The 23,473-nt window shown below is 71.8% G+C and carries 19 protein-coding genes and 1 tRNA gene; 14 read left to right on the plus strand and 6 right to left on the minus strand.

Annotated features, from left to right (window positions below):
* Position 1: 1 nt before the first annotated feature.
* From INTCA_RS02895 to INTCA_RS02910, 4 genes are all read left to right on the plus strand, one after another.
* Positions 2–1,558 carry an alpha/beta hydrolase gene (locus INTCA_RS02895; protein ID WP_041307201.1) on the plus strand — a complete coding sequence of 519 codons (1,557 nt, stop codon included), beginning with the start codon at positions 2–4 and terminating at the stop codon, positions 1,556–1,558.
* On the plus strand, positions 1,552–3,306 hold the full coding sequence (locus INTCA_RS02900; RefSeq protein ID WP_013491440.1) for an alpha/beta hydrolase: 1,755 nt from the start codon (positions 1,552–1,554) through the stop codon (positions 3,304–3,306). The genes INTCA_RS02895 and INTCA_RS02900 overlap by 7 nt, the downstream gene beginning before the upstream one ends.
* On the plus strand, positions 3,303–4,955 hold the full coding sequence (locus INTCA_RS02905; protein WP_013491441.1) for an alpha/beta hydrolase: 1,653 nt from the start codon (positions 3,303–3,305) through the stop codon (positions 4,953–4,955). Before INTCA_RS02900 ends, INTCA_RS02905 begins: the two co-directional genes overlap by 4 nt.
* A gap of 148 nt (positions 4,956–5,103) precedes the next feature.
* Positions 5,104–5,180, plus strand: a tRNA-Thr gene (locus tag INTCA_RS02910).
* A 171-nt stretch (positions 5,181–5,351) separates the two neighbouring features.
* Here INTCA_RS02910 and INTCA_RS02915 read toward each other — a convergent pair.
* Both INTCA_RS02915 and INTCA_RS02920 read right to left on the minus strand, forming a co-directional pair.
* Complete coding sequence (locus INTCA_RS02915) at positions 5,352–5,834, minus strand: SRPBCC family protein (protein ID WP_013491442.1); 483 nt, start codon at positions 5,832–5,834, stop codon at positions 5,352–5,354.
* Entirely contained in the window at positions 5,831–6,169 is a 339-nt protein-coding gene (locus INTCA_RS02920) for an ArsR/SmtB family transcription factor (RefSeq protein ID WP_013491443.1), read from the minus strand. Before INTCA_RS02920 ends, INTCA_RS02915 begins: the two co-directional genes overlap by 4 nt.
* A 194-nt stretch (positions 6,170–6,363) precedes the next feature.
* Here INTCA_RS02920 and INTCA_RS02925 point away from each other — a divergent pair, with 194 nt between their 5' ends.
* The 5 genes from INTCA_RS02925 (at position 6,364) to INTCA_RS02945 (ending at position 13,525) form a co-directional block, all read left to right on the plus strand.
* Entirely contained in the window at positions 6,364–7,740 is a 1,377-nt protein-coding gene (locus INTCA_RS02925; RefSeq protein WP_244859865.1) for a TrkH family potassium uptake protein, read from the plus strand.
* A complete protein-coding gene (locus INTCA_RS02930) occupies positions 7,730–8,389 on the plus strand; it encodes a potassium channel family protein (protein ID WP_013491445.1) in 660 nt (219 codons plus the stop codon). The genes INTCA_RS02925 and INTCA_RS02930 overlap by 11 nt, the downstream gene beginning before the upstream one ends.
* Before the next feature lie 88 nt (positions 8,390–8,477).
* Positions 8,478–10,763 carry a catalase/peroxidase HPI gene (gene katG / locus INTCA_RS02935; RefSeq protein WP_083807846.1) on the plus strand — a complete coding sequence of 762 codons (2,286 nt, stop codon included), beginning with the start codon at positions 8,478–8,480 and terminating at the stop codon, positions 10,761–10,763.
* A gap of 218 nt (positions 10,764–10,981) precedes the next feature.
* Positions 10,982–11,962: an enoyl-CoA hydratase/isomerase family protein gene (locus INTCA_RS02940; protein ID WP_013491447.1), complete on the plus strand. Its 981-nt coding sequence runs from the start codon at positions 10,982–10,984 to the stop codon at positions 11,960–11,962.
* 24 nt (positions 11,963–11,986) lie between these two features.
* Positions 11,987–13,525 (plus strand): fatty acyl-CoA synthetase, encoded by a 1,539-nt coding sequence (locus INTCA_RS02945; RefSeq protein ID WP_013491448.1) that lies wholly within the window; start codon positions 11,987–11,989, stop codon positions 13,523–13,525.
* Here INTCA_RS02945 and INTCA_RS02950 read toward each other — a convergent pair.
* Together INTCA_RS02950 and INTCA_RS02955 are read right to left on the minus strand one after the other, a co-directional pair.
* On the minus strand, positions 13,508–14,767 hold the full coding sequence (locus INTCA_RS02950; protein ID WP_013491449.1) for an MFS transporter: 1,260 nt from the start codon (positions 14,765–14,767) through the stop codon (positions 13,508–13,510). The genes INTCA_RS02945 and INTCA_RS02950 overlap by 18 nt on opposite strands.
* Positions 14,768–14,845: 78 nt before the next feature.
* Positions 14,846–17,278 (minus strand): HAD-IC family P-type ATPase, encoded by a 2,433-nt coding sequence (locus INTCA_RS02955; RefSeq protein ID WP_013491450.1) that lies wholly within the window; start codon positions 17,276–17,278, stop codon positions 14,846–14,848.
* 190 nt (positions 17,279–17,468) lie between these two features.
* On the opposite strand from INTCA_RS02955, the gene INTCA_RS02960 reads away from it, so the two are divergent.
* On the plus strand, positions 17,469–18,890 hold the full coding sequence (locus INTCA_RS02960; protein ID WP_013491451.1) for an NAD-dependent malic enzyme: 1,422 nt from the start codon (positions 17,469–17,471) through the stop codon (positions 18,888–18,890).
* A complete protein-coding gene (locus tag INTCA_RS02965) occupies positions 18,887–20,251 on the plus strand; it encodes an MFS transporter (RefSeq protein ID WP_013491452.1) in 1,365 nt (454 codons plus the stop codon). The genes INTCA_RS02960 and INTCA_RS02965 overlap by 4 nt, the downstream gene beginning before the upstream one ends.
* Before the next feature lie 66 nt (positions 20,252–20,317).
* On the opposite strand, the gene INTCA_RS02970 is transcribed toward INTCA_RS02965, so the two are convergent.
* Together INTCA_RS02970 and INTCA_RS02975 are read right to left on the minus strand one after the other, a co-directional pair.
* Positions 20,318–21,244: an LLM class F420-dependent oxidoreductase gene (locus tag INTCA_RS02970; RefSeq protein WP_041308324.1), complete on the minus strand. Its 927-nt coding sequence runs from the start codon at positions 21,242–21,244 to the stop codon at positions 20,318–20,320.
* A 68-nt stretch (positions 21,245–21,312) separates the two neighbouring features.
* Positions 21,313–22,290 (minus strand): pirin family protein, encoded by a 978-nt coding sequence (locus tag INTCA_RS02975; RefSeq protein WP_041308326.1) that lies wholly within the window; start codon positions 22,288–22,290, stop codon positions 21,313–21,315.
* Between the two features lie 36 nt (positions 22,291–22,326).
* Between INTCA_RS02975 and INTCA_RS02980 the strand changes: the two genes are divergently transcribed.
* From INTCA_RS02980 to INTCA_RS02990, 3 genes are read left to right on the plus strand one after another with little or no spacing between them, the layout of a single operon-like run.
* Complete coding sequence (locus INTCA_RS02980) at positions 22,327–22,734, plus strand: GNAT family N-acetyltransferase (RefSeq protein WP_234423910.1); 408 nt, start codon at positions 22,327–22,329, stop codon at positions 22,732–22,734.
* A gap of 10 nt (positions 22,735–22,744) precedes the next feature.
* Positions 22,745–23,122 (plus strand): YidH family protein, encoded by a 378-nt coding sequence (locus tag INTCA_RS02985; protein WP_013491456.1) that lies wholly within the window; start codon positions 22,745–22,747, stop codon positions 23,120–23,122.
* Positions 23,123–23,125: 3 nt separating this feature from the next.
* Positions 23,126–23,473 carry a DUF202 domain-containing protein gene (locus tag INTCA_RS02990; RefSeq protein ID WP_013491457.1) on the plus strand — a complete coding sequence of 116 codons (348 nt, stop codon included), beginning with the start codon at positions 23,126–23,128 and terminating at the stop codon, positions 23,471–23,473.

The raw sequence follows: 23,473 nt of genomic DNA on the forward strand, positions 1-23,473 counted from the left end.
CATGACGTCTCGCCCCGCCGCCACCACTCGTGCCCGACGGAGCGGGCTGCGCCTCGCTGCTGCAGCGGCCGCCCTCGCGACCGTGGCGGCGTGCACGACGCCCGACCCCCCCGGCGTCCCCGTCACCGGCCCGGCGGACGGGGCGACGTCAGCCCCCGACCCGGCGCTCGCGAGCTACTACGACCAGGAGCTCGCCTGGGCCACCTGCGACGCGTACCAGTGCGCCGACCTCACCGTGCCCATCGACTACGCCGACCCGACCGGCGGGGAGATCACCATCAAGGTCCTCCGCGTCCCCGCCCGCAGCCAGGGCAAGCGACTCGGCTCACTCGTCGTCAACCCGGGGGGCCCGGGCGCCTCGGGCGTCGACTACGCGACCGCAGCGGACAGCATCGTCGGGCCCTCGGTCCGCTCCTCCTTCGACGTCGTCGGCTTCGACCCGCGTGGCGTGGGTCGGTCCGCGCCGATCGACTGCCTCGACGACACGGCCCTCGACGCGTTCCTCGGGACCGACCCGACCCCCGACGACGCGGCCGAGGAGCGCGGGCTGCTCAAGGCGGCCGAGACCATGGCGGCCGGCTGCCAGAGCCGCAACCGCGACCTCATCGCGCACGTGGGCACCGCCGACGCGGCCAAGGACATGGACGTGCTCCGCGCGGCGCTCGGCGAGGCGCACCTCAACTACCTCGGCAAGTCGTACGGCACCTTCCTCGGGGCGACCTACGCCGACCTCTTCCCGGCCCGGGTGGGTCGATTCGTCCTCGACGGCGTCGTGCCGCCCGACCTGACGAGCGCCCAGCTGGCCGAGGGCCAGGCGCGCGGTTTCGAGCTCGCGACCCGCGCGTACGTCGAGGACTGCGTCACCGAGGGCGACTGCCCCTTGGGGACGTCGGTCGACGAGGGCATGCGCTGGATCCGCGGCTTCCTCGCCGAGCTCGACCGCACCCCGCTGCCGACCGGCGACCCCGCCGTGCCCCGGCTCACCGAGGCCTGGGGCTCCCTCGGGCTCGCCGTCGCGATGTACGACCAGGGCGCCTGGGGCATCCTCACGGACGCGATCCGGGAGGCCGAGACCGGCAGCGGGGCCTCCCTCATGGCGCTGGCCAACGCCTATGCCGACCGCGCGCCGGGCGGCTCCTACAGCGGGAACATGATGGAGGCCATCTGGGCCGTCAACTGCCTCGACCGTCCGGACAGCCCGGAGCTGTCGACCTACGAGGGGTACGAGAACCACTTCACCGAGGTCGCCCCCACGTGGGGGCCCTTCCTCGCGTGGGGCTCGCTCGCGTGCGGCGTCTGGCCGGTGCAGGGCGACAACCCGCCGCACCGGATCTCGGCCGAGGGGAGCAACCCCATCGTCGTCGTCGGGACGACCCGCGACCCGGCCACGATCTACGAGTGGTCGAAGCAGCTGCGTGACCAGCTCGCCAACGCGGTCCTCGTCTCGCTCGACGGCGACGGCCACACCGCGTACACGCGCGGCAGCTCGTGCATCGACGACGCCCTCGACGCGTACTTCGTCAAGGGGACCGTCCCGCAGGACGGGCTCACGTGCTGAACGACGAGTCGCGCCGGCCCGAGGACCTCCCCGAGACCGACGAGACCACCACCCTGCCGTATGCCGCTGGGCTCGCTCCCGACGAGCCGCCCGGACCGGGCGGGGCCGGGCCGGGTCGCTCTGGCCGGGGCCGTGCGATCGTGGCCGCCCTGGTCGTGGTGGTCGTGGTGGTCGCCCTCGCGCTCGTCGCTGCAGTCGGACTCCTCGCGGGGCGCGCGACCCGTCCCGCCCCGCCGGCCGCCGCTCCGGGCACCACGCCGGTCACCACGCCGGTCACCACGCCGGTCACCACGACCGGTCCGGGCGCCACGGCGACGGCCGGGGCCGGCACGGACCACCCAGCAGGGCTGGCCGCCTTCTACACCCAGCAGGTCGACTGGCGGACCTGCCCGGGCAGCCAGGCCCACCAGTGCGCGAGCATCGAGGTCCCGGTGGACTATGCCGAGCCGGAGGGGGACACGTTCGAGCTGGCGCTGCGCAAGGTCCCGGCGCTCGAACCGGAACGCAAGGTCGGCACGCTCCTGATCAACCCCGGGGGGCCGGGTGGCTCCGGGCTCGAGTACGCGCAGTTCTCGAGCTTCGTCTTCAGCAGGCAGCTCCGCGAGTCATACGACATCCTCGGCTTCGACCCGCGCGGGGTGGGGGCCTCCGACCCGGTCGCGTGCCTCTCCGACGAGGACATGGACCTCCTCTTCGCGAACGACCCCACGCCCGACGACGAGGCCGAGCGGGACACGCTGATCCGCGACACCGACGCCATCACCGAGCGGTGCGCGCGCCGGGGCGGGGACCGTGCACTGCACATGAGCACCACCGAGGTCGCGCGTGACCTCGACGTGATGCGGGGGCTCGTCGGCGACGCCCGGCTCAACTACTTCGGCGTGTCGTACGGCACGGTCCTCGGCGCCCTCTACGCGGACCTGTTCCCCGAGTGGGTGGGCCGCTTCGTCCTCGACTCAGCCGTGTCACCGAACCAGACCGACGAGCAGCAGCTCGACCATGACATCCAGGGCTTCGAGGCGTCGATCGACGCCTTCATCAACTGGTGCGTCGACCGCGACGACTGTGCCCTCGGGGCCGAGGCGACCGGCGCGCGGGACCGGATCTCCGACCTGCTCGACGACGTGGAGCGGCGACCCCTCGAGACCTCCCGGGGCGACCTCGACTCGATCGGCGAGGGGTGGGTCGGCTTTGCCATCTTCATGTGCCTCTACTCGGAGCAGTCCTGGCCGATCCTCAACGAGGGTCTCGCCGAGGCGTTCGACGGCCGGGGCGACGTCCTCCTCGACCACGCGATGGGCGTCGTGGGTCGCAGCGCCTCCGGGGAGTACGACGCGGCGTCCTATCTCCACGCGATGATCCCGGTCCGGTGCGCCGACTGGCCCCGGAGTGACGACGCCGCCCTCGCCGCCGCGGAGGAGCGGGCGCGTCGGGAACACCCCTTGTGGTCCCGTCTCGCCGGCGTGCTCCACGACAACTGCGCGGCCTGGCCGGCGCAGCCCCGACAGCCGTCCGGCGCCACCCTCGCTCGGGGCGCTGCCCCGATCCTCGTCATCGGCAACCTGCGCGACCCGGCCACCCCGATCGGCGGCACGAAGCAGCTGGCCGGCGACCTGGCCTCCGCCGTCCTCGTGACCAGTGACCACGACGGGCACGGGACTTACTACGCTGGCAACTCGTGCGTGGACTCCATCGTCGACGGTTACCTCATCAAGGGGACCGTGCCCTCGTCGGACCGGGCCTGTTGAGCGCGCTCCGCAACGGAGCCGTGGCCCTCGGGCTGCTCCTGGTCCTCCTCACCTTCGCGACCATGCAGCCCGCCGACCCGGGTGGGACCTCGGCCGCCCAGCCGGCCCAGCGGCATACGAGCACACCGGCCAAGCCGACCCCAGCGCCCGCAGCGACGACGTCGGGGACGGCGGGAGCAGCCCCCGGCGAGATCCGCTTCACCGGGGCGCCACAGCCGAATCCCGCCGCTCTCCGACGTTTCTACGCGCAACAGGTCGAGTGGACCCGGTGCGCGGACGACCGTGACTTCGACTGCGCCCGGGTGGCGGTCCCCGTCGACCACGAGCGGCCGTCCGGTGCGACGATCGCCATCGCGCTGCGCCGGCTCCCCGCCACCTCGGAGCATCCTCGCGGCACCCTCTTCGTCAACCCGGGCGGACCCGGCGGGTCGGGCACCGACTTCGTCCGCGAGCCGGACCTCTTCGGCGACGACCTCCGGGCGGCCTGGGACATCGTCGGCTTCGACCCGAGAGGCATCGGCGACTCGGCCGGCTTCGACTGCCTCACCGACGAGGAGCTCGACGCGATGTACGCCGCCGACCCGACACCCGCGTCCGCGCAGGGAATGGAGTTCCTCGAGGAGGCCGCCGCGGCCCGCGCAGCGAGCTGCCTGCAGCGGGGCGGTGCCCTCGCGGCGAAGATGGGCAGCGAGGCGGTCGCCGCCGACCTCGACATCCTCCGCGAGGCGGTCGGCGACGAACGGCTCAACTACTACGGCGTCAGCTACGGCACCCTCATCGGCGCCATCTACGCCGACCGCTTCACCTCGCGGGTCGGGCTGATGGTCCTCGACTCGGCCGTGTCACCGGATGGCCTCGACACCGCGTCCGTCACGCAGCGCGACGTGGATGCCAACGCACGCCACTGGGGCACGGAGTTCGACGCACTCTTCGCCGACTTCGTCGAGGAGTGCGGCGACCGCTGCCCCCTTGGCACTGATCCCGGCTCGGCCGGCGCTGCGCTCGTCGCGCTGCTCGACTCCCTCGAAGCCGTGCCCCTGCCGACGGACTTCGACTCGCTGCCCCAGGTCACCGAGGGATGGGCCGTCACCGCCATCGGGGAGGGGCTGCTCGACCCGGCCTCCTGGCCCTACCTCGTCGACGCCCTGGAGGCCGCGATCGAGGGCGACGGCACCGAGCTCGCGTGGTTCGCCATGGTCGCGGTCGGGCGCGACGTCGACGGGAGCTACCCCGGAGCGACCTTCGGCAAGAGCCACCTTCCGGTGACGTGCGCCGACTGGCCGGCCCGGACGTGGGCCGAGCTCACCCCGAGCCGCGCGGTCCTCGAGGAGCACCCCCTCTTCGGCCGGATCCAGCCGCCGCTGCCGTCGGAATGCGCCGGCTGGACCGGCACGATGCGCAGCAACCTGCTCGTCGGCGCCGAGCCGGCCACCCCGATCCTCGTCATCGGCAACGAGGACGACCCCGTGACACCGATCGAGGACACCGAGTACCTCGCCGAGATGCTCGTCGGGTCCCGGCTCGTCACCGTCGACGCTGCACGCCACGGCGCCTACGCGATGGGCAACGCGTGCGTCGACGAGGTGGTCGAGGACTACCTCGCCCGCGGCCTCGCACCCCGCGACGGCCTCGGGTGTCCCGCCGACTGAGCGGCCGGCCACGCTCCCTGGGTTGAGGTCGGATCGGCAACCCCGGGGGTGCCGAACTGGCCTCAACCCACTCGGCCGCGGCTGCACCGGGGCGATTTCGTGAGCGGCAGAGGCCGTGCGTATACTCATCAACCGTGCTCCGGCACGTGCCGCCTTAGCTCAGTCGGCCAGAGCGATTCACTCGTAATGAATAGGTCATCGGTTCGATTCCGATAGGCGGCTCCAGGTGTGACAGCGACGCCCTCGACTCCGGTCGGGGGCGTCGCTGCTGTTGGAGCAGATCCGGCGGCACGCCCATCGGAGCGGCTCGATTCGACGGGACCTCGGACCGTAGGACCGGCGTTCCGGTGGCCGTCCGACGCCCGGCTGTCGCAGCGGGACCCGGGCGGTCGTGCGCTAGGCCGCTGCCGCGAAGAGACGGCCGTACCGGGCCAGGTACAGGGGCCAGCCCTGGTCGTCGCCGATCCCTTCGGCGAGCGAGGGCCAACCGGGGCCGTGCCGGTCGAGGTTGCGGTGCTCGAGCTCGACCCGGGTCCGCTCAGGCGTCTCGGCGATGAACCGGACCTCGACCTCGCTCGCGTTCTCGGGGTCGCTCTCGAGCTGCCAGGTCGGGCCGATGTCCCAGCTGAACACCAGCCGGCGCGGCGGCTCGAAGACGAGGATCCGAGCCCAGCGGCACTCGGTGCCGTCGATGGCCCGGTCGTAGATGTGGCCCCCGACGCGAGGCTCGAGGACGGTCTGCTCGATGGGTGCGCCGAGCAGGTTGTGCTCCGGCGGCTTGATCTCCCCGAACCGTTCGGTGAACACGGCGAACGCCTGCTCCACCGAGGCCGGGACCACGATGTCCCTGCGGACCATCGCGCTCATCGTCTCTGTCATGGTGACTCCTCTGGTTGTCCTTCGGCCGCGAGCTGTCCCACGGCCTCTCCGTAGTTGGTCAGGGCCCGGCTCCAGAAGGTGTCGAGCTGGTCCCGCAGCGCTGCGACGGCAACGGGGTTGAGGCGGTAGATCCGGCGCGTGCCGGCCACCCGTTCGGTGACGAGACCCGCATCCCTGAGCACCTTGAGCGCCTGGCTCACCGCTGGACGGCTCACCGGGAGCTCTGCCGCGAGCTCTCCGACGGCGCGGGGCCGTTCGGCCAGGAACTCGACGATGGCCCGTCGAGTGGGATCGCCCAGTGCCGTCCACCCGTCGCCCCTTTGGTTAGTGTTCACAAACGGTAAGCATTCTCTTACCAAACGGCGGGTGTCAACCCCTGTTCTCGTCGGGCTGGGACGGCGGGAGGGCTGGGACCGCGGCGCGCACGGAACTGGGCCCAGCGGCATACGGGGAGGGTTTGTCCCAATCTTGACGCCTCCTTAACGCCTCCGCTGCTGAGGTGGTGCGGGTGCCGGATAGCGTTCAGGCCATGGCCTCGATGGAGGCGCCGGTCGGCGCGTGGTCCCGAGTGGCGCAAGCCCTCAGCCACCCCATCCGCGTCGTCGTCGTCGCGTTCCTCGCCGCCATCCTCGCCGGCACCGCCCTCCTGATGACCCCGTTGGCCGCTGCGAGCGGCGATGAGACCGGGATCGTGACGGCCCTCTTCACGGCGACCTCGGCGGTCTGCGTCACCGGTCTCGTCCTCGTCGACACCGGGACATACTGGTCCGGGTTCGGGCAGGGCGTCATCCTCCTGCTCATCCAGATCGGCGGGCTCGGCATCATGACCCTCGCCTCGGTCCTCGCCGTGATGATCGGGCGGCGCATCGGGGTCCGCGCCAGCCTGCTCTCCGGCGCCGAGGCGCGACGTGGTCACGGCGCCGGCATGAGCGCTCGTGACATCGTGGTCGGCGTCGTCCGGACCAGCCTGCTCTTCGAGGCGGTCTTGGCCCTGGTCCTCATCCTCCGCTTCAGCCTGAGCTACGACGAACCCCCTGCCCGAGCGGCCTACCTCGGTGTCTTCCACGCCGTCTCCGCGTTCAACAATGCAGGCTTCGCCCTCTGGGCCGATAACCTCGAGAGGTTCGCCCTCGACCCCGTGGTCTCCCTGGTCATCGCCGGTGCAATCATCTGCGGGGGCCTCGGGTTCCCGGTGCTGTGGGAGCTGCGCCGGGAGTGGCGACGTCCCCGCGACTGGTCGCTGCACACCCGGATCACCATGACCGCGACGGTGGCCATTCTCGTCGTCAGCACCGTCGTCATCACGCTCGCCGAATGGGGCAACGACGCGACGATCGGCAGCTTTCCCACGCCGGGGAAGCTCTTGGCGGGCTTCTTCCACGCCGTCAACACCCGGACGGCAGGGTTCAACAGCGTGCCGATCGGGGACCTGCGCTCCGAGAGCCTCCTCGCGAGCGACCTCTTCATGTTCATCGGCGCCGGGAGTGCGGGCACCGCCGGCGGGATCAAGGTCACGACGTTCGTGCTGATGGGCTACATCATGTGGGCCGAGCTCCGCGGGGAGCGCCACGTCATCGCGTCGCGGCGGACCGTCCCCGCCGACGTGCAGCGGCAGGCCCTCACCGTCGCCTTCTTCGCCGTCACCGCGATCATCGTCTCCACCTGGGTGCTGCTGGCCACCTCGGCGTTCTCGCTCGACGTCGTCCTCTTCGAGGTGGTGTCCGCGTTCGGCACCGTCGGACTGTCCACCGGGATCACGGCGAGCCTGCCGACCCACGGACAGCTCCTGCTCACCGTCCTGATGTTCGTCGGCCGGCTGGGGCCGCTGACCGTGGGGGCCTCGCTCGCCCTCCGGACGCGGCCCCGCCGGTTCGAGTACCCAGAGGAGAGGACCATTGTCGGCTGAGAGACCTCGGGTCGTCGTGCTCGGGCTGGGGCGGATGGGCGCCGCGCTGGCCACCGCCCTCGTGCGCCGGGAGGTGGAGGTGCTCGCCATCGATGTCCGTCCCGACGTCGTCCAGACCTACTCCGAGACCATCCCCAACATCGTCGTCGCGGACGCTGCGGACCCCGAGGCCCTGAGCCAGCTCGAGCTGCAGTCGTACGACCGGGCTGTCGTCGCCATCGGCGAGGCCCTCGAGGCCAGCGTGCTCGCCACGTCGCTGCTCTCGGAGCTCGGGGTCCAGGAGATCTGGGCCAAGGCCTCCTCGGAACAGCACGCGCGGATCCTCAAGCGTATGGGCGCCCACCACGTCGTTCTCCCGGAGCACGAGGCCGGGGCACGGCTCGCGCACCTCGTCACCGGGCACATGCTCGACTTCCTCGCCGTCGACGACGACTTCGCCTTCATCAAGACGGCGGTGCCGAAGACGCTGGCCGGACAGGTGCTCGGGGAGTCCGGAGTGCGGTCGCGGTTCGGGGTCACCGTGGTCGCGGTCAAACCCGCCGGCGGGGACTTCTGCTATGCCACCGCCGAGACCCGGCTCGGGCCGGACGACGTCATCGTCGTCTCCGGCGCCTCGAAGGACGTCACCCGGTTCGCGGACCTCGCCTGAGCGCCCGGCCCGGCCACCGTTGACCCGGCGGCCCCGGCGGCCCCGGCGTCCCGGCGTCCCGGCCGAGATTGGTTGGTCACACTGGTTGATGCCCCCGCGCCTCCCATGCAGACTGAGGCTTGGCGACGACCACTCGGACCTCGAGGTGGAGGTCCATGACCTCAGGAGGAGCGACGTGTCCGAACACGGCAGCGAGAGCGAGAACCCGGTCATCGAGGCGCCGACCCCGACGCCGCACCGGCCCCGCACCAACCAGGACTGGTGGCCCAACCAGCTCAACCTCCAGGTGCTCCACCAGCACACGCCGGTGTCGAACCCGATGGGCCCGGAGTACCGCTACCCGGAGGCCTTCCAGCGCCTCGACGTCGAGGCGCTGAAGCGGGACGTCTTCGAGGTCATGACCACCTCGCAGGACTGGTGGCCAGCGGACTACGGGCACTACGGGCCGCTCTTCATCCGGATGAGCTGGCACGCGGCGGGCACCTACCGGATCGAGGACGGGCGCGGCGGCGCGGGAGACGGGTCGCAACGGTTCGCCCCGCTCAACAGCTGGCCGGACAACGCGAACCTCGACAAGGCCCGACGCATCCTCTGGCCCGTGAAGAAGAAGTACGGCAGCGCCCTCTCGTGGGCGGACCTGCTGGTCTTCGCCGGCAACTGTGCCCTGGAGTCGATGGGCTTCACGACGTTCGGCTTCGGCTTCGGTCGCGAGGACATCTGGGAGCCCGAGGAGATCTTCTGGGGTCCGGAGGACACGTGGCTCGGTGACGAGCGCTACGCCGGTGACCGGGAGCTGACCGGGCCCTTCGGGGCCGTGCAGATGGGCCTCATCTACGTCAACCCCGAGGGGCCCAACGGCAACCCCGACCCGCTCGCCTCCGCGCGCGACATCCGCGAGACCTTCCGCCGGATGGCGATGAACGACGAGGAGACGGTCGCGCTGATCGCCGGCGGCCACACGTTCGGCAAGACGCACGGTGCGGCCCCCGCCGACGACAACATCGGGCCGGAGCCCGAGGGCGCCCCCATCGAGGACCTCGGCCTCGGGTGGAAGAACGGCTACGGCACCGGCAAGGGCGCCGACACGATCACCTCCGGCCTCGAGGTCACCTGGACCTACCACCCGATCCGCTGGGACAACGAGTTCTTCCACATCCTCTTCGCCTACGAGTGGGAGCTGATGGAGTCGCCTGCCGGCGCGCACCAGTGGCGACCCACGTCCGGCGCCGGCTCGGACATGGTGCCGCCAGCCGTGGAGGGGGCGCCGCGGCGCGAGCCCCGCATGCTGACCTCCGACCTGGCGCTGCGCGTCGACCCGGCCTACGAGAAGATCTCCCGGCGGTTCCTCGAGCACCCCGAGGAGTTCCAGCTCGCCTTCGCCAAGGCCTGGTACAAGCTGCTGCACCGCGACATGGGGCCCGTGACCCGCTACCTCGGTCCCTGGGTCCCGGAGCCGCAGCTGTGGCAGGACCCCGTGCCCCCGGTGGACCACGAGCTCGTCTCCGCCGACGACATCGCCGGCCTCAAGGCGACGCTCCTCGACGCAGGGCTGTCGATCCCCCAGCTGGTCCTGACGGCCTGGGCGGCCGCGGCGAGCTTCCGCGACACCGACAAGCGCGGCGGGGCGAACGGCGCTCGCATCCGCCTCGAGCCGCAGCGCAGCTGGGAGGCCAACCAGCCCGCCGAGCTCGCCACCGTCCTCCCGGCTCTCGAGCGGATCCAGGGCGAGTTCAACGACGCCCAGTCAGGCGGCAAGCGGGTCTCGCTCGCCGACCTCATCGTCCTCGGTGGTTGTGCGGCGGTGGAGCGGGCGGCCCGGAACGCCGGACATGACATCACCGTCCCGTTCACGCCGGGACGCACCGACGCCTCGCAGGAGCAGACCGACGTCGAGTCGTTCGCCGTTCTCGAGCCGAAGGCCGACGGGTTCCGCAGCTACCTGCGGGCGGGGGAGAAGCTCCCGCCCGAGACCCTCCTGCTCGACCGGGCCAACCTGCTGCGACTCACGGCCCCCGAGATGACGGTCCTCGTCGGCGGCCTGCGGGCTCTCGGAGCGAACGTCGGCGGCACCTCGCACGGCGTCCTCACCGACCGTCCCGGCACGTTGACCAACGACTTCTTCGTCAACCTGCTCGACATGGGCACCGAGTGGCACACGTCCGCGTCGGCCGAGAACGTCTACGACGGACGAGACCGTGCGACTGGCGGGACCCGGTGGACGGCGACGGCCGCGGACCTCGTCTTCGGCTCCCACTCGCAGCTGCGGGCGATCTGCGAGGTCTATGGCGCGGACGACGCCAGCGAGAAGTTCGTGCGTGACTTCGTGGCCGCCTGGGACAAGGTGATGAACCTGGACCGCTTCGACCTGCGCTGAGCGGGCTGAGCCGGCGCCAGTCACCTCGATGCCTTCCCCGGCGTAGGTGCCCAATGGTCGAGTGCCCCTGACTCACCGTGACGTGCCATCAAACGAGTCGTATGCCGCTGGGCTGCCTTGCGCTGCAAGGCAACCCAGCGCGCTTTCGCCGGGCCCCAGCTGCTGTCACCACGGCCGCTGCCCCAGGGTCTCGCGGCCCACACCTTGGCGGGTGAGCGATGGGGTCGCTCCGGTACGAGCACCTCGGACTCGCGGTGACCTCCTGGTCGGCGATGCGGATGCGGCTGCTGCGGACGACCGAGGTCCACGGGTCGGACCGCGCCTGTCCCGCCGATCTGTGGACGTCCTACGATCGACGGGCGTGGTCGTCGTCGACGACGCGCGGGAAGGGGCTGGGGACGATGAGTGAGACCAGGCCGACCGAGCCACGCGGGGTCCGCTACGAGCGGTCCGCCAAGGTGGGGCGGATCGTGCTCGCGCGGCCCGAGGCCTCGAACGCGTTCGACCTGCCCGCCGCTCACGCGCTGGGGGAGGCGATCGGGGCCGCCGAGGCCGACGCCGAACGGTCCGACATCGCGGCCGTCCTCCTCACCGGGGACGGGCCACGCTTCTGCGCGGGTGGCGACGTGCGGTCGTTCGTCGCGGCGGACGACCAGCCCGGCTACCTGCGTGAGCTCGCGACGGTCCTCGAAGCGCAGCTGCGACGCCTGTCCGAGCTCCCGCTCCCCGTCGTCGCCGGCGTGCAGGGGAGCGTGGCGGGCGCGGGCCTGGCGTTCCTGCTCAACTCCGACATCGTGGTGGCGGCCCGGTCGACCCGTCTGACCATGGCCTACGCAGGTATCGGCCTCACCCCTGACTGCGGCGTCTCCTACCTCCTGCCGCGGGCGGTCGGCCAGCAGCGAGCGCTGGAGCTCGCCCTCACCGGGCGGGTCCTCACCGCTGACGAGGCGGCCGAGTGGGGGCTCGTGACCGAGGTCGTCGACGACGAGGCTCTCGCTGACCGGGCCGCCGTGCTGGCCGAAGCGTTGGCCAGCGGCGCCGCCGGCGGGCGGGCTGCCCTGGGACAGGCGAAGCTGCTCCTCCGGGGCGCCTGGGCGGTCACGCGCGCCGACAGCGCCGCCGACGAGGTCGACACCATCGCCGCCGTGGTCGTGTCCCCCGAAGCCCAGGAGCGCATCGCGCGCTTCGTGAACCGCTGACCCACCGAGGCACAAGGAGAAGGCATGTCGCTCATGACGCGCAGCAGCACCGTCGACGGGATGATCCGCCGCAGCGCGCGGACCTTCCGGGACCGACCGGCCACCGTCTTCGCGGACCGCACCCTGAGCTATGCCGAGCTCGACGACGCCGTCTCCCGGGCTGCCGCCCACCTGATCGGGCTCGGGCTGACCAAGGGTGACCGGGTCGCCGCCTACGGCAAGAACTCCGACGCCTATCTCATCGGCTTCCTCGCGTGCGCGCGGGCGGGGCTCGTCCATGTCCCGCTCAACTACAACCTCACCGGTCCGGAGCTGAGCTACCTGATCACCCAGTCGGGCAGTCGCACGATCCTTCACGACCCGGCCCTGGCGGGGCACCTGGACCTGCTCGACCCTGAGGCCCTGGCCCAGCTGGAGCACCGGGTCCCGCTGCGGGACGCAGCCGGCTCTCTCGTTGACGTCGCTCTCACGGGTGCGGTCCCGGAGATCGACGTCGAGGTCGCCGACAGCGATACGGCGCAGTTCCTCTACACGTCCGGGACGACGTCGCGGCCCAAGGCGGCGATCATGAGCCACCGCGCGCTCGTGCACGAGTACGTCTCGTGCCTCGTCGCGCTCGACCTCGCCGCTGACGACAACCCGCTCCACGTCATGCCGCTCTACCACTCCGCCCAGATGCACGTCTTCCTCGTGCCGTGGCTCGCCGTGGGAGCGACGAACACCATCCTCGAGGTCCCCGACGCGGGCGACGTCCTCCGACGCATCGAGCAGGACGACCACCGCGCCTTCTTCGCCGCCCCGACCCTCTGGGTCGCGATGGCCAACCACGCGGACTTCGACGGTCGCGACCTCAGTGGCCTGGGCAAGGCGTACTACGGTGCGTCGATCATGCCGGTGCCGGTCCTCAAGCGGATCCAGGCGAAGGCCCCGTCGCTCGGCTTCTACAACTGCTTCGGCCAGTCCGAGGTCGCGCCGCTCGCGACCGTGCTCCGCCCGGAGGAGCACGCGGACCGTCCCGACTCCGCTGGGCGACCGGTCCTCTTCGTCGAGGCCCGAGTCATCGACCCCGAGGGAAACGACGTCGCGCCCGGCGAGACGGGCGAGGTCGTCTACCGATCCCCGCAGCTCTGCGACGGCTACTGGAACAACCGCGAGGCCACCCAGGAGGCCTTCACGGGCGACTGGTTCCACTCCGGAGACCTCGTCCGCATCGACGCCGAGGGCTACCTCTTCGTCGTCGACCGGATCAAGGACGTCATCAACACCGGAGGAGTGCTCGTGGCGTCGCGTGAGGTCGAGGACGCCCTCTACACCCACCCGGCCGTGGCCGAGGTCGCCGTCGTGGGCGCACCCGACGAGAAGTGGGTGGAGGCCGTGACGGCCTTCGTCGTCCCCAAGGCCGAGGTCACCGAAGCGGACCTCATCGACCACGTGCGGGGCACCCTCGCGTCGTTCAAGATCCCGAAGCGGATCACCTTCGTCGAGTCCCTCCCGCGCAACGCGTCGGGCAAGATCCTCAAGCGCGAGCTTCGGGGGAGCGAGGGCTCAGTCACGCGCGGGTGAACCTCCCGGATGCCGCTGAGCCGGCTCGCGCGTGCCGCGCAGGGCGCGGGCCAGCGTTCCGTGACCGGCCCAGGACAGCAGGACGGCGAGCGCTCCGGCGGCGAGCGTGACGGCGTAGGCGGGGGTGTGGCCGCCCCAGTCCGCGAGACGGCCCGCGACCGCTGCCCCGACCGCGTAGCCGAGCCCGGTCGCGGCGGCCAGCAGCGTCATGGCGGCGCCCGTGCGGGAGGGCGGCGTGATGCGCTCTCCCACGGTGAACGTCGTGATCATGTAGGGCGCGATGGTGAGGCCGAGCACGAGCAGGACGGGGGCGAGGAGCCCGAGGGAGTCGACGAGCAGGAGGGGAAGGCCGAGCAGGAGAAGGGCGACGGCGAACCAGCCCAGTCGGCTGGGCAGCGGCCAGGTGGGCGGTAGGCCGGTCATCCCGAGACCGGCGACGACGCTGCCGACACCGAGGAGCGCGTGGAAATACCCCGTGAGCCCCGGTGCTCCCACATTCGTGGCGAGCACGGTGGTCCCGGTCTGGACGGAGCCGAAGACGGTACCGATGACGAACTGGCTGGCGCACAGCACGAGGAGAGCCCCGGTGAGGAGGTGGCTCGGCCCGACCGTGGCGCGGCGCGTCACGGCATGGGCCAGCGCGGCGGTGCCATGCAGGGCGAACCACGTGCCGAAGATGGCGAGGAGGACAGCAGCAGCGGCGAGCGCCGTCGTCGGGCTGGCGATCGACACGCCCAGCCCGATCAGGGCCGGGCCGAGGACGAAGGACGCCTCGTCGGCCGCACCCTCGTAGGAGAACGCCGTCTCGACGAGCCCCGGCTGGGGGCGGCCGGTCCGTTCGGTGATGGGTCGCCACCGTACCCGGGCCAGCGGGCCGACCTGCGGCAGGAAGAGACCGGCGACGGCGCTCGCGACGGCGGACCAGCCCCAGGGCAGCGACGAGTGGACGACGAGCAGCAGCGCCACGAGGCCACCAGCGCCGGCGAGCGACTGGATGACGACGACGCGGCGCTGGCCGAACCGGTCGGCCCAACCGCCCCAGACCGGCGCCCCCATCGCGTTGGCCACGGCGAGTGCCCCGGCCGACGCTCCTCCGGCGCCGTAGCTGCCCGTGGTGCCGGCGACGAGCAGGAGGGCGCCGAGCTGGCTCATCGCGAGCGGGAGCCGGGCGACGAAGGCGACGACGACGTAGGCGGGACCGGTGAGGCCGAACAGGCGACGATAGGAATGAAGGGGCGACACAGGCAGCTCCTGGGGTACGCGAAAGAGCGCGCACCTTCCCGCCCAACAGGTACGCCAGGGCCCTTTGCTGCGGTCATCCTACGCCGGGGCCGGGTCAGCCCCCGGACGTCTGGGGGGCCGCGACCGACCGGCCCAGCGATGCAGGACCTCGATGAGGACGGCGCCCACGAGTCCGGTCAGCAGGGACTGCCACACCAGGGTCCACGGCGCGTGGAAGCCGAAGAAGCCGTTCGCTGCTGGAAGGGCGAAGGCGAGGACGGCGAGGACGGCCATCGCCGCGATGAGCCCGACCTTCCACCACCGGAACGGGCGGGCGAGGACGACGAGGATCCAGAAGAAGACGACGAGCAGCGTGATCGTCGCCCCGGTGCTCGGCTGGACGCAGGCGAGGTCGAGCGCGGCACCCGGCCGGGCGATCTCGCAGCGCGCGGAGAACTCCCCCGGCGGCACCCCGTGGCCCCGGCCACTCAGGACGTACGAGGCGATGACCGCGAGACCGGCGATGCCGCCGGCCGGCACGGCGAACCGCAGGATGCGTGCGAGGAACCCGGGCAGGTAGCGCTGCCGGTTCGGCCCGAGCGCGAGGAACAGGGCAGGAGTGCCGATGGTGAGCGTGGACACGAGGGTCAGGTGGCGGGGGAGGAACGGGAAGGGAAGCGAGGCCAGCGCGGCGGCGAGGATGGCGACCAGGCTCATCGCGTTCTTCGCGACGAAGAGGTTGGCGACCCGCTCGACGTTGCCGATGACGCGGCGGCCCTCGGCGAGGACCTTCGGGAGGTGGGCGAAGCGGCCGTCGAGCAGGACGAGCTCGGCGACCGCCTTGGTCGCCTGCGCCCCGTTGCCCATCGCGACACCGATGTCGGCGTCCTTGAGCGCGAGGGCGTCGTTGACCCCGTCCCCGGTCATCGCCACGACGTGCCCGTCGGCCTGGAGCGCGTGGACGAAGGCGCGCTTCTGCTCCGGGGTGACCCGTCCGAAGACCACGCTGCGGCGCAGCACCTCACGCAGCTCCTCGGGGTCGTCGGAGAGGCCTCGGGCATCCACCGGCTCACCGGGGTCGAGCCCGACCTCGCGGGCAACCGCGGCCACGGTCTCGGGGTTGTCGCCGGAGATGATCTTGATCTCGACGCCCTCGTCCGCGAAGAAGGCGAGCGTCTCGCGCGCGTCGGGACGGATCTGCTCCGTGAGCGTGACCACGGCGGCCGGGGTGAGGTCGGCGGGAAGCTCGGGGCCGGCGAGCTGCTCGGCGCTGCGGGCGAGCAGGACGACGCGGCGGCCCCGTCGGGCCAGGTCGGCCACCTCCGCGCGCAGGGGGTCTCCGTCGCTGAGGAGGACCTCGGGGGCGCCGAGCACCCACGTCTCGTGGTCGTCGAAGCAGGCCGCGCTCCACTTCCGCTGGGAGTTGAACGGCACCGTGGCGGTCCGGTGCCAGCCCGGCGGGTCCACTGCGTGTCCGACTGCGGCCAGGGTGCCGTTGGCGTTCGGGTCGTCGGCGAGGGCACCGAGGGCGCAGCGGACCTCGTCGACGTCGGCGCCGGCGACCGGTCGGACGTCCTCGAGGGCGATCTCACCCACCGTCAGCGTGCCGGTCTTGTCGAGGCACACGACGTCGACGCGGGCCAGGCCCTCGACGGCAGGGAGCTGCTGGACGAGGACCTGGTCTCGGGTCAGCTGGACCGCGGCGAGGAGGAACGCGACGGACGTCAGCAGGACCAGCCCCTCCGGGACCAGCCCGACCACGCCGGCCGAGGACCGGAGGACGACGGACTGCCAGCCCTGGTCGCCGACGACCGTCCACTGCGACCAGACCTGCAGCGGTAGCGCGACGACGATGACCCACGTGATGTAGCGGAGCAGGGTGTTGATCGAGGCCTGGATCTCCGAGTGGGTCCGGGTGAACCTCCGCGCCTCCTCGGCGATCCGGTTGACGTAGGCGTCGCGCCCGACGGCCTTCGCGTGATAGCGGCCGGACCCTGCGACGACGCTCGTGCCGGAGCGGATCTCGTCACCAGCGGGGTGCTGCACCGGGTCCGACTCGCCGGTCAGGTTGGCCTCGCCGAGCTCCAGTCCCTCCGACGTCAGGAGGACCCCGTCGGCCGGGACCTCGTCACCGGCTCGCAGGTCGATGAGGTCGTCGAGGACCACCTCGCGGGTCGGGACCTCCGTGGTCCGGCGGTCCCGCACCACCCTCGTCGTGGGGGCATGGAGCAGCGCGAGCCGGTCGAGCTTGCGCTTGGCGAGGTACTCCTGGGTGATGCCGATCGCCGAGTTGAGGACGAGGATGATGCCGAAGAGGCCGTCGGCGACGGACCCGGTCGTCATGACCAGGACGAAGAGGGCACCGAGGATCGCGTTGAAGCGGGTCAGCACGTTGGCCCGGACGATCTCGCCGATCGAGCGCGAGGTCCGCTCGCCGACGTCGTTGACCTCGCCGCGCGAGACCCGCTCCGCCACCTGCTCGCGGGTCAGCCCGGTCTGGTGGTCGGTGTGCGCCTGCCCGGTGGTCGTCACCGCCTCATTGTCGTATGCCGCTGGGCTCGCTTCCCCGGAACCCCCGGACCCGGCGTGGCTGGGAGGTCGCCGGACCGCCCCCCGAGCCCAGCGGCATACGGCATCGGGGGGCTGGGGACCCGCCCGACGGGGACGGCCGCTCCTCGGACGGACCGGGGGCGGGCCCTCGCGGACATGGGACGATGAACGAGTGACTGAGTCGATCCAGCGAGCCCGAGCCACCACCGCGTCCTACTCGATCACGATGCGACTCCACACGGGCACCGACCCGGCCGTCATCGGCGAGCTCGCGACGAAGGTCGCCGAGAGCGGCGGGATCACCACGGCCCTGGACGTGGTCGACTCCCACCCTGACTCGCTCGTCATCGACCTCACCGCCTCCGCCTCGGACGGCGACCACGCGAGCGAGCTCGTCGCCGCCGTCGAGACCCTCGACGGCGTCCACGTCCACAAGGTGTCCGACCTCGTGTTCCTCCTCCACCTCGGTGGCAAGATCAGCGTCGAGTCGAAGGTCAACCTGCGCAACCGCCAGGACCTCGCGATGGCCTACACGCCCGGGGTGGGCCGGGTCAGCATGGCCATCGCCGAGCACCCCGAGGACGCGCGACGACTGACGATCAAGGGCAACTCCGTGGCCGTCGTCACCGACGGCACCGCCGTGCTCGGGCTCGGCGACATCGGCCCCATGGCCGCGCTGCCCGTGATGGAGGGCAAGGCGGCCCTGTTCAAGCGGTTCGCCGGCATCGACGCGTGGCCGATCTGCCTCGACACCACCGACGTCGACGAGATCGTCCGGACCGTCGAGCTCATCGCCCCCGGGTTCGGCGGCATCAACCTCGAGGACATCGCCGCCCCGAAGTGCTTCGAGATCGAGGCCAAGCTCCGCGAGCGCCTCGACATCCCGGTCTTCCACGACGACCAGCACGGGACGGCGATCGTCGTGCTCGCCGCGCTGACCAACGCCCTGCGCTGCATCGACAAGAAGCTGCCCGACGCACGGATCCTCGTCTCGGGCGGCGGGGCGGCCGGGTCGGCGATCGTGCAGCTGCTCCTCGCCGCAGGGGCCGTCGACGTCACGGTCTACGACCGGATCGGCCTGCTCCACCGCGACGACGAGCGCCTCACGCCGGCGTGGCGCAGCCTCGCCGAGAAGACGAACCCCCGCGGTCTCACCGGTGACCTGCGCGCCGGCCTCCAGGGCGCCGACGTCTTCATCGGGGTCAGCGCCCCACGGATCCTGGACCCCCTGTGGATCGACGAGATGGCGCCGAAGCGGGTCGTGTTCGCGCTCGCCAACCCCGATCCCGAGGTCGACATCCACGAGGCGACGAAGCACGCCACCGTCGTCGCCTCCGGCCGTAGCGACTACCCGAACCAGATCAACAACGTGCTCGCCTTCCCGGGGGTCTTCCGGGGCCTGCTCGACGCGAGGGCGAGCGACGTGACGACGGAGATGCTCATCAAGGCCGCCGAGGCGATCGCCTCGGTCGTCACCGACGAGCAGCTCAACCCGAACTACATCATCCCGAGCGTGTTCCACCCCGACATGAGCAAGACGGTCGCCAAGGCGATCGTCGACTGCGTGGCGAAGGCACCCGACGCGGAGGGATGAGCCGAGGTGAGACGGTGAGCGGCGCGGGCGCGCCCGGCCCGGCGAAGCCGGCGCTGAACTTCGCCCTCGACGGGCGGCGCGCCTGGGCGGTCTGGCTCGCCGCGATCACGGTGTACGTCCTCGCGGTGTTCCACCGGACCTCGCTCGGCGTCGCCGGACTGCAGGCCGCGGAGCGCTTCGGGATCAGCTCCGCGGAGCTGTCGACGTTCACCATCGTCCAGGTCTTCGTCTATGCGGCGATGCAGCTGCCGGTCGGTGCGCTGCTCGACCGGTTCGGCTCGAAACGGCTCCTCGGGGTCGGGCTCACTCTCGTCACCGTGGCGCAGCTCGCCTTCGCGTTCGTCGACTCGTTCGCCGCGGCGCTGGCCTGCCGGGTCCTGCTCGGCATGGGCGACTCGATGGTCTTCATTGCCGTGCTGCGCCTGGCCGCGCTCTGGTTCTCGCCGCGACGAACCCCGATGGTGACCCAGCTGACCGGGCTGCTCGGGCAGCTGGGGGCGCTCGCCGCGGCCGGTCCGCTCGCAGCCGCACTCGACACCTTCGGCTGGACCCCGTCCTACGCCGTGGCGGCGTCGCTCGGCGTGGTGACCGGTGTCATCCTCGTGGCGATCGTCAAGGACAGCCCGTACGCCGACCACCACCGCGACGAGCTGCGGCTCGCCGCCCTCGCTCGGACCCTGCGACAGGCCTGGCTCGTGCCGGGCACGCGGCTCGGGCTGTGGACCCACTTCACGTCGCAGTTCGCGGCCAACATGTTCACCATGCTGTGGGGCTTCCCGTTCCTCGTGTCCGGGCAGGGCCTCTCGGCGCAGACGGCGAGCATCCTGCTCATGGTCATGACGGCCACGTCGATGGCGACGAGCCCCGTCGTCGGGACCCTCGTCATGCGCTACCCCTTCTCGCGCAGCACGCTCGTCATGTGGATCGTCGTCGCGGGCATGGTGGCGTGGGCGGCCGTCCTCCTCTGGCCGGGTCGTGCGCCGCTCTGGCTGCTCGCCGTCCTCGTCGTCACGATCGCCGTCGGCGGGCCCGGCTCGATGATCGGCTTCGACATGGCCCGGACGTTCAACCCGCCCACCCGGCTCGGCAGCGCCTCGGGCATCGTCAACACGGGCGGGTTCATCGCGACCCTGACGGCGGTGGCCCTCGTCGGCGTCGTCCTCGACCGGGTCGCGCCGGCGGGACCCTCGACGTGGGACACTGATGCCTTCCGGGCCGCCATGGCGATCCAGTTCCCGGTCTGGGGGCTGGGACTGGCCCAGATCTGGCGGTACAGGCGGAAGACCCGCCGGGCCGCGCTGGAGTCGGACCCGGAGGCGTATGCCGCGATGCAGGCCGGCCAGAACGTCACCTTCCACTGACCGGTCGTCCTCCGTCAAAGGTCGGTCCTGGTGGCGGAGACGTCGTCGTCGCCGCCGGGTTGGCGCTCAGAGCTGGGTCTGGACCCGGTGGGCGATCTCCTCGAGGTGATCGAGGTCGGACAGGTCGAGCACCTGCAGGTAGAGGCGCGACGCCCCGACCTCAGCGAACGCGCCGATCCGGTCGACGATCTCGTCGGCCGACCCGGCCAGGCCGTTCGTGCGCAGCTCATCGACCTCACGGCCGATCGCGGCCGAGCGTCGCCGAAGGGTCGCGGCGTCCTCGCCCAGCACGACCACCTGGGCGGCCGAGTACACGGGAGCGTCACCGTCGCGGCCGATCGCGGCGCACGCGGCGCGGACTCGCTCGAAGAGCTCGCCAGAGGCTGAAGCCGACTGGAAAGCGGCATTGAACTCAGCGGCATACCGCGCCGCGAGGGCCGGGGTGCGTCGCTTCCCCGCCCCTCCGACGATGATCGGCACCCCTCCGTCCTGGACCGGCTTGGCCAGCGCCGGCGAGTCGACGACGGGGTAGTGGGATCCCTGGTGCGAGAAGGTCTCGCCGGGCGGGGTGCTCCACAGCCCCGTGATGACGGCGAGCTGCTCCTCGAGCCGGTCGAACCGCTCGCCGAGCGCCGGGAACGGGATGCCGTAGGCGCGGTGCTCCTGCTCGAACCACCCGGCTCCGAGCCCCAGCTCGACGCGACCGCCACTCATCTGGTCCACCCCGGCCACCTGGACGGCCAGGGGGCCGGGCAGGCGGAAGGTCGCCGAGGTGACGAGGGTCCCGAGCCGGATCGTCGAGGTGTCCCGGGCCAGGCCGGCGAGCGTCGTCCAGGCGTCGGTCGGCCCGGAACCGCCGTCCCCGCTCATGTGGAGGTAGTGGTCCGAGCGGAAGAACCCGCCGAACCCGAGATCCTCGGCGGCGCGGGCCACCCGGAGCAGGTCGTCGTAGGTGGCGCCCTGTTGGGGCTCGGTGAAGATGCGCAGGTCGATGGTCACGTCACGGACCAACAACGAGCCGCGGTCGCCCGATTCCCGGACCCTCGCCCGCGGCCCCTGCCTCACCCCCGCGTTCGGAGGCGGACGTTCGGCAGCGCAGGCGCGGGCAACGTGTCCGGCCAGCTGTCCGGGAACGCCCCGAACTGCACCCCGCCGTGGGTCTCCCGTTCGCGGTGCCACCCCTCACGGAAGCGGACCACCTCGTCGTGCGTGCGGCCGATGAAGTTCCACCACATGACGATCTGCTCCCCGAGGGGCTCCCCACCGAGGAGGAGCACGCGGGTCGGCTCCGACGGGTCGCCCTCGATCGCCAGGTGGTCGGTGCCCGTTGGGTGAAAAATGATCTCCCCCGGCTTCGCAACCGCGCCCGCCGAGATGAGCATTCCCGTGTCGCAGAGGAACCCGTGCTCGTGCTCGGCGCTGACGCTCATCTCCAGCTGCTGCCCCGGCCGGAGGTTGATCTCCGCACCCACGAGGTCGGTGTACATCGACACGGGGGACGTCTCACCGAAGAGGGTCCCGAGGAAGACGAGCACCCGCGCGCCCTCGACGTCGGTGGCCGGTGGCGCGTAGTGCTCGAACGCCGGCGACACGAACCGGTGCTCGTCGGGCAGGGCGACCCACAGCTGCGCCCCGTGCAGCACCGTCGTGCTGTCGGTCGAGTACTCCGAGTGAGCGATGCCCGAGCCGGCGGTCATGATGTTGAGCTCGCCCGGACGGACCAGGGCGTGGGCGCCCGTCGTGTCCCGGTGCTCGATCTCACCGGTGAAGAGCCAGGACACCGTCTGCAGGCCGGTGTGTGGGTGGCCCGGAACCTTCATGCCGCCCGTCTCCGAGACGTCGTCCGGTCCGTAGTGGTCGACGAAGCACCAGGCCCCGATCAGCGAGCGCCCGCGTTGCGGCAGGCTGCGGCGCACCGGCATCGCCCGCGGGCCGCCGAGGGGCACGTCTCGGTAGGCCAGGACGACCGGCCTCCCCGCCGGGCCGACCCCGCGACCGTCACACACCAGCTCGGCGGGATCCTTCTCCGGGTTGCTCACCTCGACCACGCTAGCCCGGTCAGGCAGACTCAGGCCATGGCAAGAGACGCACAGGCCACAACAGACATGACCGATCCGAGCCGCCCTGAGGCGGACCCAGCGGTCTCAAAGAGCGGCCGGACCGCCCCGGTGGTCACTCACAACCGCGCGCGGAGCCGCTTCGAGGTCGCGGTGGCAGGTACGCGAGCCGGGGCGGCCGAGTACACGGACGAGGCCGGCCGGCGGATCTTCTTCCACACGGAGGTCGACGACGCCTACGCGGGGCAGGGACTGGCCGGCGTGCTCGTCCGTCAGGCCCTGGACACGACCCGCGCCGACGGGCTGCGCGTGGTTCCGGTCTGTCCGTACGTGGCGCGGTATGTGCAGCGCCACCATGACTGGGCAGACCTCGTGGACCCGGTCGACGCCCGGGCCGTGGACGCGGTCCGGCAGGCGACGCGGTGACGGGGCGGCCGTGAGCGACAGCAACGCACCGGACCGTCGCTGGCCGCGGTCCGTCTACGGGGCGGGCGACGAGCCGGACCCCCGTTTCAGCCTCGCCAACGAGCGGACCTTCCTCGCCTGGATCCGGACCACCCTGGCGCTGCTCGCCGGTGCGGCGGCACTCGATGCACTCGACCTGCCCATGCCTGATCCGCTGCAACGGGTGATCGCGATGCTGCTCGCCCTGGTCGCGCTCCTGGCAGCGGTCCAGGCGTGGCGCGGCTGGGTGCGCACCGAACGCGCCATGCGGACGGGGGCGCCGCTGCCCAGCGCACCCGTCGCGGCCGTCGTCGCCTTCGCCGTGGCCAGCGTCGCCGTCGGACTCGTCGTCGCTGCACTGGTCGTCTGAGTGGTGCCCGACCAGCCGCCCTCGGGCGACCCTCTGCCCCCCGACGGGCCGAGGGATCCGGGACTCGCGACGGAGCGGACTGCGCTCGCCTGGCTGCGGACCGGTCTGGCGATCACCGTCGCCGCCCTTTTCGTCGGACGAATGGCCTTCACCGGAGTGGGCCTCGGCGCGATGTTACCCACGGTCCTCGCGGCCGGCGCCGGGATGTGGGTGGTCCTCCACGCCCTGCGCGAGCGCCACAGCCGCAGACATTCTCGTCCGACCCTGCACGACGGGGTCATCCCGGCTGTCGTCGCCACCGCCGTGATGCTGGTGGCGTTCGTCGAGATCGTGTCCGCCATCGTGACCTGA

Source organism: Intrasporangium calvum DSM 43043 (genome assembly GCF_000184685.1).
In the GTDB taxonomy this organism is placed as follows: Bacteria; Actinomycetota; Actinomycetes; order Actinomycetales; family Dermatophilaceae; genus Intrasporangium; species Intrasporangium calvum.

What these genes read in the sequence shown, in the direction of transcription:
- INTCA_RS02895 (WP_041307201.1), top strand. Translation starts at nt 2, where the DNA reads ATGACGTCTCGCCCCGCCGCCACCACTCGTGCCCGACGGAGCGGGCTG.
- INTCA_RS02915 (WP_013491442.1), bottom strand. Translation starts at nt 5,834, where the DNA reads ATGACAGAGACGATGAGCGCGATGGTCCGCAGGGACATCGTGGTCCCG.
- INTCA_RS02925 (WP_244859865.1), top strand. Translation starts at nt 6,364, where the DNA reads ATGGCCTCGATGGAGGCGCCGGTCGGCGCGTGGTCCCGAGTGGCGCAA.
- katG (WP_083807846.1), top strand. Translation starts at nt 8,478, where the DNA reads ATGCCCCCGCGCCTCCCATGCAGACTGAGGCTTGGCGACGACCACTCG.
- INTCA_RS02940 (WP_013491447.1), top strand. Translation starts at nt 10,982, where the DNA reads ATGGGGTCGCTCCGGTACGAGCACCTCGGACTCGCGGTGACCTCCTGG.
- INTCA_RS02945 (WP_013491448.1), top strand. Translation starts at nt 11,987, where the DNA reads ATGTCGCTCATGACGCGCAGCAGCACCGTCGACGGGATGATCCGCCGC.
- INTCA_RS02965 (WP_013491452.1), top strand. Translation starts at nt 18,887, where the DNA reads ATGAGCCGAGGTGAGACGGTGAGCGGCGCGGGCGCGCCCGGCCCGGCG.
- INTCA_RS02980 (WP_234423910.1), top strand. Translation starts at nt 22,327, where the DNA reads ATGGCAAGAGACGCACAGGCCACAACAGACATGACCGATCCGAGCCGC.